The following is a 15401-nucleotide window of genomic DNA, read 5'->3' as shown; positions in this document are numbered from 1 at the left end:
CATATTTCAGCATCATTTATTACACCTAGATCACCCTCCGCCATTATGCGAGCTGCTCATGACCCTCATAGAACACCCCGACGATCTGCGTGCGCTCCAACAGGCCGTCAGGCTGCTGGAAGCCCCGGCGCTGACGCTGCAAATTGCCGATGTGATTGGAAAACCGCTGACCTGGAGCCTCGCGAGGCTACCGCAGAGCCTGCAACGCAAAATCCAGCAGAGCGTCAGAGCCGCGCTGCATAAAGCGGTGGATGCCGCGCTCTATACGCTGGAGGATAACCCGCACCACGCTCCGTCACAGGGGCTGCACCGGATCGCCGCCGCCACGTCCGGCGCGGTATCAGGATTCTTCGGGATTGCCGGACTGCTGGTGGAACTGCCCATCAGCACGGCCATCATGATGCGCGCGGTGGCGGATATTGCCCGCAGCGAAGGGTTTTCGCTGGCGGATGAAGACGTGAAAGGCGCCTGTGTGGAAGTCTTTGCGTTAGGCGGGCGAGACAAGACGCTGGACCCAACGGACTCGGGTTATTACGCGTCGCGGGCCATTCTGACCGATATCACTCGCCATGCGTCGCGCGAGCTCATGGCGCTGGTCAGCAAGAAAGGTTCGACGCGCACGGTGAGTTCACGCCACGCGGCGTCGATTCTGGCGAAGGTGATTGACGCGGTCGCCGCCCGGTTTGGCGTGACGCTGACGCAAAAAATGGCGGCGCAGATCATACCGGTGATCGGCGCCGCCAGCGGCGCGACCATCAATACCCTCTTCACCCGGCATTATCAAAACATGGCAAAAGGACATTTCACGGTAAAACGTCTGGAGCTGAAATACGGTGAGGAGGAGGTCAAGACGGCCTATCAGAGCATGAAAAACCGGACGCTAAGCCAGCCCAACGCTTAGCCGCGTCCGGTAGCCGGCCGTTACTCCGCCACCTGCGCCATCGCCTGCAGCACGCGCTTATCGGAGATTGGATAAGGCGTGCCCAGTTGCTGAGCAAAGTAGCTGACCCGCAGCTCCTCGATCATCCAGCGAATGGCTTTTACCTCCTCCTCTTCCTGCCGATCCGGCGGCAGCTTGTTCAACCACTGCTGCCACGCCTGACGCACCTGCTCCACCTTCAACATCTGCGCGCGGTCGCGGTGGACGTCCTGCGCCAGCTTATCCAACCGCCGTTCGATCGCGTTCAAGTAACGCAAGACGTCCGGCAGTCGCTGCCAGCCGCTTTCCGTGACGAAGCCGCGGAACACCAGACCGCTCATTTGGCTTTTGATATCGCTCAACCCCAGCGCCATCGCCATATCCACCCGTCCTTTCAGACGTTTATTGATGGCGAACACCACCGTGAGGATCTTCTCCACCTGACTGGCGATGTCGACCACCGTATCGTTCAACTCCGCGCGGACTTTATCATGCAGACGCTGATACCCCTCTTCGGTCCACACCGGGCCGCCGGCCTCGGCGATCAGTTTGTCCACGCCGCAGGCGATGCAGTCGTCAATCAGGTCCAGCACTTTGCCGTAAGGGTTGAAGTACAGCCCCAGCTTCGCCTTGTTCGGCAGCTTTTCATGCAGGTATTTGATCGGCGATGGAATATTCAGTAACAGCAACCGACGCAGCCCTTTCCACATGGTTTCCTGCTGCTGATGCGGCGTATCGAATAACCGGATCGCCACGCTGTTCTTTTCGTCCACCAGCGCAGGATAGGCTTTGACCGCGTAGCCGCCGCGTTTCTGTTCGTATCGAGTGGGTAGATCGCCGAAGCTCCAGATATGCAAGTCGCTCTGTTCGATGCCGTCGTCCGCCACGGCGGACAGCGTCTCCTGCACTTTCTCTTTGAGCTGCTCTTTCAGCGCGCTCAGGCTTTTGCCCTCACGCAACGGGCGATTTTTTTCATCGATAACGCGGAAGGTTATCTGTAAATGCTCAGGCACCTGCTCCCAATGCCACTCTTCGCGAGGAATGGTGACGCCGGTCATCAGGCGCAGTTCACGCTCCAGCGCATCCAACAGACCACGCTCCAGCGGTTTGGCGCGCGCCAGGAAGGCTTCGGCGTAGTTTGGCGCAGGCACGAAGCTACGGCGTATCGGCTTTGGCAACGACTTGATCAACGCAATCACCAGATCGCGACGAACGCCGGGGATCTGCCACTCAAAGCCTTCGTCCTGAACCTGATTGAGGATCGGCAGCGGAATATGCACGGTAACGCCGTCGGCGTCGGCGCCCGGTTCAAACTGATAGCTCAGCCGCAGCTTCAGGTTGCCCTGCTGCCAGAAGTTGGGATAGTCCAGTGCGCTGATGCTGCCCGCGCCCTCCTTGATCAGCATGGTTTTTTCGAAGTTGAGCAGGTCGGGGTTATCCGTTTCAGCCTTCTTCCACCACGCGTCGAAATGCCGGGAGGACACCACATCGTGCGGGATCCGCCGATCGTAGAAAGCAAACAGCGTTTCATCGTCCACCAAAATGTCGCGGCGACGAGATTTGTTTTCCAGATCCTCGACTTCGGCCATCAATTTCAAGTTGGCGCGGAAGAACGCATGACGCGTTCGCCAGTCGCCTTCCACCAACGCGTGACGAATAAACAGCTCGCGGGACACCACCGGGTCGATCGCGCCGTAGTTGACCTTGCGTGCGGCGACGATAGGCAAACCGTACAACGTCACTTTTTCCTGCGCGATCACCGCGCCCTGGGCTTTTTCCCAGTGCGGGTCGCTGTAGCTGCGCTTGATCAGATGCTGCGCCAGCGGCTCCACCCACTCCGGCTCAATCCGCGCGGCGATGCGCCCCCACAGACGGCTGGTTTCCACCAGCTCGGCCACCATCGTCCACTTGGGCGGTTTCTTGAACAGACCGGAGGCGGGGAAAATGGAGAAGCGCATATTGCGCGCGCCGCTGAACTCCGGCTTCTCTACGTCTTTCTGACCGATGTGGGACAGCAGGCCGGTCAGCAGCGCGCAGTGCAGGCTGCGGTAGTCCGCGGGTTCGCTATTGACCGGCAGCCCCAGCGTTTTCACCGCCTGACGCAGCTGGGTATAGATATCCTGCCATTCGCGCACGCGCAAATAGTTGAGGAAGTCGGTGCGGCACTGGCGACGGAACTGGCTCGACGACAGCGCTTTCTGCTGCTCCTGCAGGTAGTTCCACAGGTTGACGAAGGCCATGAAATCGGACTCTTTATCGGCGAAACGGCGATGTTTTTCGTCCGATGCCTGTTTTTTGTCCAACGGCCGTTCGCGCGGGTCCTGAATCGACAGCGCGGCGGTCACGATCATCACTTCGCGCACGCAGCGCGTTTTCTGCGCTTCCAGCACCATGCGCGCCAATCGGGGGTCGATAGGCAGTTGCGCCAGCTGTCGGCCCAGCGGAGACAGTCGATAATGGCCGTTTTCCGCCGTCTGGATCGCGCCCAGCTCTTCCAGCAGCCGCACACCGTCCTGAATATGGCGGCTGTCCGGCGCTTCTACAAACGGAAACGCAGCGATATCGCCCAGACCGAGCGAGGTCATCTGCAAAATCACGGACGCCAGATTGGTGCGCAATATCTCCGGATCGGTAAACGCCGGGCGCGACAGGAAGTCCTGCTCCGAATAAAGGCGGATGCATACCCCTGCCGCAACGCGTCCGCAGCGGCCTTTACGCTGGTTGGCGGACGCCTGAGAAATCGCTTCGATCGGCAGGCGCTGCACTTTGGTGCGATAGCTATAACGGCTGATACGCGCCGTGCCGGGGTCAATGACATAACGAATGCCGGGCACCGTCAGCGAGGTTTCGGCCACGTTGGTGGACAGCACGATGCGTCTGCCGTGATGTGACTGAAAAACGCGGTTTTGCTCCTGATGGGACAGGCGCGCATACAGCGGCAATATTTCGGTGTTCGGCAAATCGCGTCGCGTCAGCGCATCCGCCGTATCGCGAATTTCGCGCTCGCCGCTGAGGAAAATCAGAATATCGCCCGGTCCTTCGTGACTCAGCTCATCCACCGCGTCGAAAATGGCCTGCAGCTGATCGCGGTCGCTGTCCTCGGCCTCTTCCACCACCGGCCGGTAACGAACGTCCACCGGAAAGGTGCGGCCGGAAACTTCGACGATGGGCGCGTTGTCAAAGTGACGAGAAAAGCGCTGCGGGTCGATCGTCGCCGAGGTAATGATAACTTTGAGATCGGGCCGTTTAGGCAGCAGCTGGCGCAGATAACCCAGGATAAAGTCGATATTGAGACTGCGTTCGTGCGCTTCATCGATGATGATGGTGTCGTACTGCATCAACAGCCGGTCTTGTTGAATTTCCGCCAGCAGGATCCCGTCCGTCATCAGTTTGATCAGCGTGTTGTCGCCGACCTGATCGTTAAAACGAACCTTATAGCCCACCGTACCACCGAGCGGGATGTCCAGTTCGGCGGCGATACGATCCGCCACCGTGCGCGCCGCCAGGCGGCGCGGCTGGGTATGTCCGATCAAACCTGTCACGCCACGGCCCAGCTCCAGACACATCTTTGGCAGCTGCGTCGTTTTCCCCGACCCGGTCTCCCCGGCTACAATCACCACCTGATGATCGCGAATCGCCTTCATAATGGCGTCTTTTTTCTGGCTGACCGGCAACGCGTCGGGATAGCGGATGGCCTGCAGCGAAGCGCGGCGGTTTTCCACCCGCTGGCGGGCCGTCGCCACGTCGGCTTCGATTTCGCGGGCGATGGCCGCCTGCGCCTCAGGATTTTTCACCTTCAGGGCGCCCTGAACCCGGCGACGCAGCCGTTGCTGGTCGCGCAGCATTAACGCATTGATGTGGGGATAAAATGCGGTGAGCTGTGATTTCACGGTTGGTTCCTTAAATACGTCTGGCAGACGTGGCGCAGAGACTGGATGCCACGCTTGGATTTGGCGGCGGGCATGGTATCACATTGACGCCGCTGGCTATAACCAGCCTCCGTGCCGCGTTGTTCAATTAAATCGAACAAGGTTCTCGAAATATTACGCTATCGCGTTTCTATTAGCCTGCTTATGATGAAACCCATTGGCGCTCGACGCCGCGGTGACTCCACCAACTGACTCTCCGAGACAAGGAACAGGCAATGAAGAAAGTACTAGTGCTGAAATCCAGCATTCTGGCGGATGACTCTCAGTCTAACCAAATGGCTGACCATTTTGTTGCAGAGTGGCAGGCGGCGCACCCCGATGACGCCATCACCGTGCGCGATCTGGCCGCACAGCCGATACCCGTTCTGGACGGCGAGCTGGTCGGTGCGCTCCGCCCCTCAGAAACGCCGCTGACGCCGCGTCAACAGGAAGCGCTGACGTTATCCAATACGCTGGTCGACGAACTGCAGTCTCATGACCTCATTGTGATCAACGCGCCGATGTACAACTTCAACATTTCGACGCAGTTGAAAAACTATTTCGATTTTATCGCCCGCGCCGGCGTGACGTTCCGTTATACCGAGCAAGGCCCTGAAGGTCTGGTGAAAGGAAAACGCGCTCTGGTGCTGACCAGCCGCGGCGGCATCCACAAAGACACCGCGAGCGATCTGGTCGCGCCGTATCTGAAGCTGATGTTGGGCTTTATCGGCATCACCGACGTCGAATTCGTGTTTGCCGAAGGCATTGGCTACGGCCCGGAAGTCGCTCAGAAAGCCTTGCAGGACGCGAAGGCCCAGCTCACTCAACGGGCCTTCGCGTAAACTCTTTCTTCCCTCGTTCGTGTTAAGTGCTTTGGCAGTACTACTCTTTCTGCGCGCCAGTAGGCGCGCTTTTTTTTATCTGCTCCGCAACGTCGGTATCCGACTTTTCCAGCAGTTGCGTGGCTTCTGGATCCGCCTTGATGTGAATATCGTGATCGATCTTCACATTCATGTTGATGGTGATCGGTGTCTCCGGCGCGGTCACTTCAATGCGCGGCGTACAACCGGTCAGAACAAGGGCGGTCAGCCATAAAGCGGCTCGTCTGTCATACATCATGTGGTTCCTTATTGGGTTGACCGCTGCTCAAGCGCGTTCTGAATCGTGTCGCCCCAGCGCAGGCTACGCCATAGCTGGAACAGATTTTCCTGATGACGATAGTTCAGATCGACCTGCTGCCGAGCATCTCGCGGCGAATTATGGCCGCTGATAGAGGATTTCATCAACAGTTCCCCCTGATTGCTCAGTTGCAGCGTCGCATCCGAATGGTCAATTTCCAGATAGCGCAGCCAGCGCACCAGCGCGGCGCTGACCATATCGCTCTGCGCCACTTCATCCGCGAGATCCTTATCCAGTCTCAGCGTTAACGCGCCGTCGTTGGTCACGCGGCCGTTCTGCACCAGCATCGTCGGATGATTGAAATTGATCGGCAATACGCCGCTGATGCGGCCGGACAACGCCACCTTTTTCACTTTGATCGCGGTCATCAGTTCACTGGTTTCAACTCCGTCCATTCTCAGCAGCGCCGCATCACGCTGCGGGAAACGCAGCGGCGTCAGAGAAACCTTCCCGCGCAGCAGGTCCATCTCTACCCCGTCCAGTGTGAGCGGGTGTCGTTCGCTGTAGGGATACGCGCCAAACACATCGGCCTGGATATTCTGTATCCGGAATCCGCTGTTCAACTCGGCGATACGCAACGAGACCGGTCGCGAAATCCCCAGTTGCCAACGCGGATCGGCATAGCGATAAGGCAGAACGAAGTCTACGCCGCTGACGTCGCCGCCGTTGAGCCAGGCGCTGCCATTTTTGACCACCCAGTGACCGCCGACGCGAAAACCCTGTACGCGGGCCGCAGAAAACGCGCCCTGTCCGTAAAACTGCCCGCGGCGCAGCTTGATTTTCCAGTCCGGCGGCAGCAAAGGCTGGAATACGCGCAACGATTGCGGCGGCCACCAGCCGCTGCCACGCAGGCGCTCGCCGTCCCAGCGCCCGACCAGTTTAACCGGCCCGATCTCTTTGGCCTGCAACGCGCCGCGCCACAGGAAATGATTGGGATGTTCGCCCTGCACCTGAACGTTCAGCTCGGCGGGCGGTAATGCACCGGCAGAGCTGAATGCGATACGGTCAGCGACTAACCGGAACGCACCCGCGAACGCATCCTGCGCCCGATCTCGCTGCCATCGCAACGGCTGCACCAACGTCAGTCGGGGTTTGGCGACGGTCATCGCACCGTAACGCAGCTGGTTCAACCCGCTGGATAAGGTGCTGACTTCCAGCAATGCGTCTTCCCAGCGACCGCGACCGGCGATATCCCACCGCCCTTGCAACGGAGGCAACTGTCCTTTTCCCCAGTAGCGCCAGTTCCAGACACCGTTGTCCGGCCAGAAGCGATCCGCTTTGCCGTCCATATGCAGGTTGAAGCGTCCCCAGTAGGCGTCATTGGCTTTGACAATCGCCTGCAGACGTCCGCTCACGCCTTGCGTATTGACCACGATCCCGGCCAGCGGCCAGCGCGCATCTTCCAACGTCAGGCCCGGCTGGGGCTGTCCCCAGGCGCGGAGCAGAGAGCCGGGTAGCAAGACCAGATCGGGATCCAGCAACGCGCCGCGCAGCACGCCCGGCAGCGTGGCTGAAAAGGACAGATTCGCCAGATTGGCCTGTCCGGCCAGTTGGATACGCAAATTGCTGTCGCTGAGCCCGAGCGAACCCGGCCCTAACGTCAATACAGCGTTGGCGCGGCCGTTGTGGCCCTGCGTCAACATATTGGCCCGCGCCTCAAGTTGGGGCGGTCCATATATCTGGTGCCAGTCGCGCAGCGCCAACGATAATCCGCCTGAGACCGGCTGCGCGCTGTACGGCCACGTCCAGCGCCCCTCGCTGACGGTGATAGCGTCCGCGCTGACGCGCCACGGCAGACTCAACAACGGCGATGTGTCCGCCTCTTTCGCTACCCTCAGCTCTCCCTGAGAATCCTGCCAGTTTAGCGTCGCTATCACCGGCTCCGGTAAATCGAACGGCAGTCGGCTTACCTGCAAACGGCCCGATTCCGGAAGGCTCGTCAGCGAATCTGAAAGCTGTACTTCGCCTTGTATCCACAGCGGCGGGCGATTGGGCAGCGCGGTCAACTCCGCACGTCGCAGTGTCAATGTCCAGCCGACGAGGTCGGCCTGTAGCTTCAGACGTTCATTATCGATGTTCAGTGATTGCTTCCCATCACGAGAAGTGAGATGCAGCGCGCTGACGCCATCCAGCCACGGCGTCAGCGTCATACGGTCTATGATCACCTCGCCGGCGGGCAGACGCCGCTGCCATTTCGACAAACTCATTGCCGTCTCTGAGGCAGAGTCCGCACTTTGCGGCCACTGCGCGAGACAGCTTCCGTCCAGCGCCACGTTTGCGATACGAATACGCCAGTTGCCGTTTTGTCTCGTCAGGCGGCCATTATCGACGGTCAGTAAATCACATTGGGGTAAGTGTATGGCGACGCCCGGCACGGTGAGTCCGTCCTGTTGCCAGGAAGGCGGTTCATCCAACGTTACCGTGACGCCAAGCGGCGCCAGAAAGGTCAGCAAACGGGGCAGCCACAGCGGCAACGTCAACCCGCCGATCAGTATCACCAGCGCGATAGCACCCAGCCCAAGGCCCACGCGAGGTAGAAAATGTTTAATCATTCGCCATCATTATGCATATCAGTCTTTGGTGAGCACGGCATAGATCCCGCGCCATGCGAAATTGAGCGCACCTGTAACAGTAGCAGTATTTCGCTATTCAACGACTTCCGTCGCGAAAAACAGCGAACATTCATCGGCCTGCATAATAGTCCCCTCACGTAACAGATACCACCCTTCACGCAGACCGCCGGATATAAGGTATGCTGATTGCAGACACCTCGAAAAACCCCATGATTCTGATGAACGCTGTCGCAGCACGAAACAGACATGGGCGGTGGCTTTCCGGCGCGCTCACTATTTTATGCTAGCCTAACCTAGAAATAGCGGGGTAAACGATAATGAAACTGGCTGTCTACAGCACCAAACAGTATGACCGTAAATATTTGGACCGGGTTAATCAGGGCTACGGCTACCAGATGGAGTACTACGATTTCATGCTGAGTCCACAGACGGTGAAAACCGCTGAGGGATTTGATGCCGTGTGTATTTTCGTCAACGACGACGGCGGACGCGAGGTGCTGACCGAACTGGCCGCGCTCGGCGTGAAGATAGTGGCTCTGCGCTGCGCCGGTTTCAATAACGTCGATCTCGACGCCGCCACAGCGCTGGGGATCGCGGTGGTTTACGTGCCAGCTTATTCGCCCGAAGCCGTGGCGGAGCATACCGTCGGTATGATGATGAGCCTCAACCGACGGATCCACCGCGCCTATCAGCGCACACGCGATGCTAATTTTTCCTTGGAAGGGCTGATCGGTTTTAATATGCATCGGCGCACCGCGGGGATCATCGGTACGGGAAAAATCGGGGTGGCGACGCTGCGCATCCTGAAAGGATTTGGCATGCGCCTGCTGGCGTTCGATCCCTATCCCAATCCGCAGGCAAGAGAGTTAGGGGCGGAATATGTCGATCTGAAAACGCTGTACGCGGAATCGGACGTCATTTCCCTGCATTGCCCCATCACGCCGGAGAATCATCATTTGCTCAACGAAGCCGCATTTGCGCAGATGAAGGACGGCGTAATGGTCATCAATACCAGCCGGGGCGGGTTGATTGATTCACAGGCCGCGATCGACGCCCTCAAACAGCAAAAAATCGGCGCGCTGGGACTGGATGTTTACGAGAACGAACGCGCACTGTTCTTTAGCGACAACTCGAACGATGTCGTTCAGGATGACGTTTTTCGTCGGCTCTCCGCCTGCCATAACGTGCTGTTCACGGGACATCAGGCTTTTCTGACGGAGGAAGCGCTGACCAGCATTGCGGGCACCACGCTGCAAAGCTTGCATCAGATTAGCCTCCGCGAAGTCTGCCCGTTCGCGCTGACCTAACGTTGCTGCCGGTCGGCTAGCGTAATCCACCGGCCAGGCAGGAGCCATCTTCCAGCGACTGGGCGTCGCAGCGACGTCCGTTGGTCAGCAGACACGTTCCCACGCTGGCGCCGTTGAGTTGACGAGCTAGGCCAATTTTACCACCGGCCAGCGTACAAGACGCCGCCGCCGAATCCTTACCCTGCCAGGCAGTCATCTCCTGCGCGGATAACCTGACGGCCTCTGCCGGCACGACCGCGTTCTTTTCCGCCGCTTTTTCGCTGCTGCCGCACCCGGCCAGCACCAGCATTATCCCTGCCAACATCCCCTGCCACACTTTCATGTCCCGCCCTCACCACCCAATGAGTCCCAATCCTATTTACCACAGTTTATTGCGTGTTAGCAGAGCAGCAAGCCGTTAGCAGTGAAAGTTTTTTTGAAAATGGAAAAAATGTCCATACAAAAACGGATTAGGCGCCGCTCTCCGCTTTAAAACAACGGAGAAATCACCGACCGGCGTTGAGGCAAAACGATGAGAACAATGAGATAGCGATTGTGACGGCGCTTGATGATAAACTTGCCCGCCATAAGCTTTATGCCCTAACCCTGCCCAAAACTGAACGTGAGCCACAGTGAAATGTCAGAAATTGAATCGGTGACGCCCAAACAGCAGTACAACCTGAATAAACTCCAGAAGCGCTTACGCCGCAACGTGGGCGAGGCCATCGCCGCGTTCAACATGATCGAAGACGGCGACCGCATCATGGTGTGCCTCTCCGGCGGCAAAGACAGCTACACCATGCTGGAAATATTGCGCAACCTGCAGCAGAGCGCGCCGATTCAGTTTTCTCTGGTCGCCGTGAATCTGGACCAGAAACAGCCGGGGTTTCCGGAACATGTGCTGCCGGAGTATCTCGACAGCCTGGGCGTCGAGTACAAAATCGTTGAAGAAAATACCTATGGCATCGTCAAAGAGAAGGTTCCCGAAGGGAAAACCACCTGTTCGCTGTGCTCGCGTCTGCGACGCGGCATTTTGTACCGCACCGCCACCGAACTCGGAGCGACCAAGATTGCGCTCGGGCATCATCGCGACGATATTTTGCAGACCCTGTTCCTGAACATGTTTTACGGCGGTAAGCTCAAAGGTATGCCGCCCAAGCTGATGAGCGACGACGGTAAACACGTGGTGATCCGCCCGTTGGCCTACTGCCGAGAAAAGGATATCGAGCGCTTCGCCGAGGCGAAACACTTCCCCATTATCCCCTGTAATCTATGCGGTTCGCAGCCCAACCTGCAACGTCAGGTAATTAAAGATCTGCTGCGTGACTGGGATAAACGCTATCCGGGACGCATCGAAACCATGTTTACCGCCATACAGAACGTCGTGCCGTCCCATCTGGCCGACGAAACGCTGTTCGATTTCAAATCCATTACCCACAACAGCGAAGTGGTGGACGGCGGCGATCTGGCGTTCGATCGAGAAACAATCCCCCTACAGCCGCTAGGCTGGCAGCCTGAGGATGACGAGATAGCGCCTCCCGCCGATCAGCGGTTGGATGTCGTCGAAGTCAAATAAAGGCGAGAACACGTCTGCAGCGGCCGGTCTTAGTACCGGCTGTTTTTTTACGGCGCAGAGGGTTGTTGTACAGACGAAAAAAAAAGCCGGCATAACTTTGCCGGCTAGGTGTGAATTAAGTGTGCTATACAGTCATTCAAAATAGGAAGTAAGACAATATGGAGCGCAACGTCCATCGCTTGACGTTGCATTCACCTGCAGCCGGAATCTTGCCGTACACGCCGTTTTGGAATGTTGATGTTGCTCAAAGTTGGGTGGTTTTTTAGTACCGGGCGGCAACGGCGCACTTTTCCACTGGAAAAAATCGGCGATCCCTACATCCATTTGCTTCGTTTTAACCACCAGGCAATTATCAGCACCATAAAGACCAGCATCATGCAGAAAGAGATAAATCCAATCGAACTGCCTGAGCCGGGGATCCCCCCCAGATTGACGCCAAACAGCCCGGTCAGAAAGGTCATCGGTAGAAACAGCATTGCCAGCACCGACATGTTATACGTCCGCCGGTTCATCGACTCCGCCATCAGGGTGTTGATCTCATCCGCGATGACCGCGGTGCGGGCAATGCTGCCGTCCAGGTCTTCCAACCCTCTTCCCAACCGTTCGGCAATTTCCAGCATCCGGCGGCGGTCGTCATCCTGCAGCCAGAACAATTTTTCACCCGACAGACGAGAAAAAATATCGCGCTGCGGCGTCATGTAGCGGCGCAGGACAATCAGCTGTTTGCGGATCAGAGAGAGCTCGCCGCGCGCCGGCATCTCCTGCTCCAGCAACGCATCTTCCAGATCGATGATGCGTTCGTGAAGCTGGTCGATAAACTCGCTGGTATCGTCGGTCAGCGCCTCGGCGATGTAAACCAGCCAGCTGCTGCTGTCTGTCGGGCCGTTACCCTCTTTTAGATCGCTCATCACGGCATCGATAGCCGCCACCTTGCGGCGGCGAGTCGAGACAATCAGTTTGTCGGTGATGTAAATACGGAGCGCCACCAGCTCATCCGGCCGCGCGTCTCCATTGTAATTAATGCTGCGCAGCGTGATCAGCGTGCCTTCTCCCAGCCGACTCACGCGGGGCCGCGCGCTTTCTCCGGACAGCGCGTTGCGCACCGTGTCCGGCAACAGCCGGGTTTCCTGCAGCCAGCGGCTGCTCTCAGGGTGGGTAGAGTCCAGATGCAACCAGCAGGGCTGAGTGTTGTTGACGATTTCTTCATCATGGATAGGGACGACGCCGCCTTTTCCATCCAACTGATAAGAAAATACGGCGCCCGTGCGCTGCAATGCGTTTCCATTAAACACGTCTGCTTCCACCGGTCTCTCCCATTGACTCACCTTGATCACTATCTTAGCGTTTCTGACCATAACGGCAACGCCACGGCGCGCAGGCACCGGGACGGGGATAGCAAGATCAGTGTTTGATGATGTAAAGCATTTGGCTATAGGCGGTATCTTCAGGATTGTTAATGGGATAGCCTTTCACCCAGGGTTTAATCAGGCGGGCGTTGGTGTACTGATAAATCGGCGCGATAGGCGCTTCATTCATAAGGATTCGTTCGGCCTGATTGTACTCGTGATTTAGCCCTTGGCCGTCCGTTTGGCCGCCCGAATCCTTCATCAGGCGGTCGTACTCCGCGTTGTTGAAGCGCGAAATATTGCCGCTGTGTTGCGTGGTCAGCAGCGATAAAAACGTCGATGGTTCATTGTAGTCGCCCACCCAGGAGGCGCGGATAACGTCGAAATTACCGCTGTTGCGGTTGTCGATATAGGTTTTCCACTCCTGATTGACCAGTTTGACGTCGACCCCGAGCGTTTTTTTTCACATTGAGGCGACGGCGATAGCCACCTGTTTATTAGTTTCCTGCGTGTTGTACAGCAGAGACAGTTTCAGCGGTTTACCCGGACCATAACCCGCAGCCCCCACCAGCGCTTTGGCCTGCGCATTCAGCTCGGCCTGCGAATACTGCTCCAGCTCGCTTTGTTCCGGCGTGAACCCGCTGGTCACGTCCGGCGTCAGCCGGTAGGCCGGTTTCTCGCCCGTGCCCAACACCTTCTGTGTAATCACCTGCCGGTCAATCGCATACGACAACGCCTTGCGCACCCGCGGGTCGCTGGTCGGCGCTCTTTGGGTATTGAACGCATAGTAATAGGTGCCCAGCTGTGCAGGCGTATAGACCTCGCCCGGCAGCGTCTTCAGCAGTTTCTGATACTGGTTTTTAGGAAACGATTCGGTGATATCGATATCGCCGGCCAGATAGCGCTTGGTGGCGTTGGACTCCTGACTGATCGGCAGATAGGTCACTTTACGCAGTACCGTGTGAGCATGGTCCCAATAGTGCTCATTCGGCGTCAGCACCAACTTTTCATTGACCACCCTTTCGTCCAGCTTAAACGCGCCGTTACCCACCAGATTGCCGGGGCGAGTCCAGTCAGCGCCATACTTTTCCACCGTCGACTGATGCACCGGAAACAGGCTGAAGTTCGCCATCAGGTTGACAAAATACGGCACGGGTCGGCTCAGCATCACCTTCAGCGTGTGGTCGTCCATCGCCACGACGCCCAGTTGGTCCGGCGGCAATTTTCCCGCCAGAATCTCGTCTGCATTGACGATCCCGGCCAGACTGGCGAACCAGTTGAAGGATGAGGTATTGGCAGGCGTGACCAGGCGTCGCCAGCTGTAGACAAAGTCTTTCGCGGTGACAGGGTCGCCATTCGACCAGCGCGCGTTATCGCGCAGAATAAACGTAAACGTGCGGTTGTCGCTGGTCTGCCAGCGTTCCGCCACGCCGGGAACGGGATTGCCGTGTTCATCCTGATTCACCAGACCTTCAAACAGATCGCGAATCACCGGGATTTCGGGCAAGCCCACGGCCTTGATCGGGTCCAGAGAAGCGGGTTCATCCTTGATATGGCGGACCACTTCCTGTTTGGCATCCAGCACGGTTCCGGCGGGAACTTGCGCTGCATTGACGGCGCCTGTCAGCGCAGCCAGCAGCCCGACGCACAGGGCGGAATAGCAAAATGGCATCATGGGTACGTTCCTTAAAATAGCGGCTGCGCGGGCCGCAAAAAATACCGGCCCCAACGGTCCTGAAAACCTCCGTATGGAGCCCCGAGGTTAATCTTTCTTCTACGACGGTATTTTCTCTGCGGATGCCTCTGAAAAAACAACATTAATCCCCCTTTCGGGCGATGCATTATCATAGCCTGAAATTAAATTTTGCCTATCGGAATGACGCCAAAAACAGACATTTGGCATACGGCCCCAGCCGTTATCGCGCATGGGCTACGCCCAAGACAAAACGCCGAACCGAAAGTCCATAATCCCAAGGGGAGAATGCTAAACCGTGATTTAACCGGGACTTAAGTCGAATTAAGTAGACTTACTTTTTTATACCAATGTTGATGATGTTGCCCTACACTGAACGCCTTGTTAACCACCTGTAATAAAGGACGCAACGATGTCAAAGAATGTACACTTCCAAGGTCAGCCGCTACCGGTTTCCGGCGAATTCCCCGCTGTAGGCAGCAAGGCCAAGGCTTTCTCACTGGTGGCAAAAGACCTTTCTGATATTCCGCTGAGCCACTACGCGGGCAAACGTAAAATCCTGAACATCTTCCCGAGCATTGATACCGGCGTGTGCGCAACCTCCGTGCGTAAATTTAATCAGTTGGCCTCTGAGCTGAACAACACCGTCGTACTGTGTATCTCCGCCGATCTGCCTTTCGCTCAGGCGCGTTTCTGCGGCGCTGAAGGACTGAATAACGTGGAAGTGCTGTCCACGCTGCGCGGCGCTGAGTTTAAAGAGAACTACGGCGTGGCTATCGCCGAGGGCGGTCTGAAGGGACTGACGGCGCGCGCCGTTGTCGTGCTGGATGAAAATGACGTTGTCCTGCACAGCGAACTGGTCGACGAAGTTACGACCGAACCGGACTACGATAAGGCGTTGGCTTCCCTTAAATAAGCGCA

At 57.5% G+C, this 15401-nt stretch carries 10 protein-coding genes and 1 pseudogene; 5 read left to right on the top strand and 6 right to left on the bottom strand.

From position 1 onward, the window contains the following. Positions 1-58 precede the first annotated feature (58 nt). On the top strand, positions 59-901 hold the full coding sequence (locus I6N93_RS07415) for an EcsC family protein (protein WP_085684280.1): 843 nt from the start codon (positions 59-61) through the stop codon (positions 899-901). A gap of 20 nt (positions 902-921) precedes the next feature. Here the strand turns inward: I6N93_RS07415 and hrpA are convergent, their stop codons facing one another. Further along, positions 922-4809: an ATP-dependent RNA helicase HrpA gene (gene hrpA, locus I6N93_RS07410; protein ID WP_085684282.1), complete on the bottom strand. Its 3888-nt coding sequence runs from the start codon at positions 4807-4809 to the stop codon at positions 922-924. A gap of 254 nt (positions 4810-5063) precedes the next feature. Here hrpA and I6N93_RS07405 point away from each other — a divergent pair, with 254 nt between their 5' ends. Next, on the top strand, positions 5064-5669 hold the full coding sequence (locus tag I6N93_RS07405) for an FMN-dependent NADH-azoreductase (RefSeq protein ID WP_085684284.1): 606 nt from the start codon (positions 5064-5066) through the stop codon (positions 5667-5669). A gap of 40 nt (positions 5670-5709) precedes the next feature. On the opposite strand, the gene I6N93_RS07400 is transcribed toward I6N93_RS07405, so the two are convergent. Both I6N93_RS07400 and I6N93_RS07395 read right to left on the bottom strand, forming a co-directional pair. Beyond that, positions 5710-5946, bottom strand: a complete 237-nt coding sequence (locus tag I6N93_RS07400; protein ID WP_085684286.1) for a YnbE family lipoprotein — start codon at positions 5944-5946, stop codon at positions 5710-5712. Positions 5947-5954: 8 nt separating this feature from the next. Beyond that, positions 5955-8558 carry a YdbH family protein gene (locus I6N93_RS07395; RefSeq protein ID WP_085684288.1) on the bottom strand — a complete coding sequence of 868 codons (2604 nt, stop codon included), beginning with the start codon at positions 8556-8558 and terminating at the stop codon, positions 5955-5957. Between the two features lie 338 nt (positions 8559-8896). On the opposite strand from I6N93_RS07395, the gene I6N93_RS07390 reads away from it, so the two are divergent. Then, positions 8897-9886 carry a 2-hydroxyacid dehydrogenase gene (locus tag I6N93_RS07390; RefSeq protein ID WP_085684290.1) on the top strand — a complete coding sequence of 330 codons (990 nt, stop codon included), beginning with the start codon at positions 8897-8899 and terminating at the stop codon, positions 9884-9886. A 16-nt stretch (positions 9887-9902) separates the two neighbouring features. On the opposite strand, the gene I6N93_RS07385 is transcribed toward I6N93_RS07390, so the two are convergent. Next, positions 9903-10208, bottom strand: a complete 306-nt coding sequence (locus tag I6N93_RS07385) for a putative hemolysin (RefSeq protein ID WP_085684292.1) — start codon at positions 10206-10208, stop codon at positions 9903-9905. A 294-nt stretch (positions 10209-10502) separates the two neighbouring features. Here I6N93_RS07385 and ttcA point away from each other — a divergent pair, with 294 nt between their 5' ends. Further along, positions 10503-11441, top strand: coding sequence for a tRNA 2-thiocytidine(32) synthetase TtcA (ttcA, locus tag I6N93_RS07380; protein WP_085684294.1), 939 nt, complete (start codon positions 10503-10505; stop codon positions 11439-11441). Positions 11442-11755: 314 nt separating this feature from the next. On the opposite strand, the gene zntB is transcribed toward ttcA, so the two are convergent. Further along, complete coding sequence (gene zntB / locus I6N93_RS07375) at positions 11756-12796, bottom strand: zinc transporter ZntB (protein WP_085684296.1); 1041 nt, start codon at positions 12794-12796, stop codon at positions 11756-11758. Between the two features lie 46 nt (positions 12797-12842). Beyond that, positions 12843-14459: pseudogene (locus tag I6N93_RS07370) on the bottom strand (peptide ABC transporter substrate-binding protein). Between the two features lie 433 nt (positions 14460-14892). On the opposite strand from I6N93_RS07370, the gene tpx reads away from it, so the two are divergent. Then, positions 14893-15396, top strand: coding sequence for a thiol peroxidase (gene tpx, locus I6N93_RS07365; RefSeq protein ID WP_085684298.1), 504 nt, complete (start codon positions 14893-14895; stop codon positions 15394-15396). The last annotated feature ends 5 nt before the right edge of the window (positions 15397-15401 follow it).

It is taken from the genome of Lonsdalea populi (genome assembly GCF_015999465.1).
Classification (GTDB): domain Bacteria; phylum Pseudomonadota; class Gammaproteobacteria; order Enterobacterales; family Enterobacteriaceae; genus Lonsdalea; species Lonsdalea populi.
This window is presented reverse-complemented; position numbering and strand designations above follow the sequence as displayed.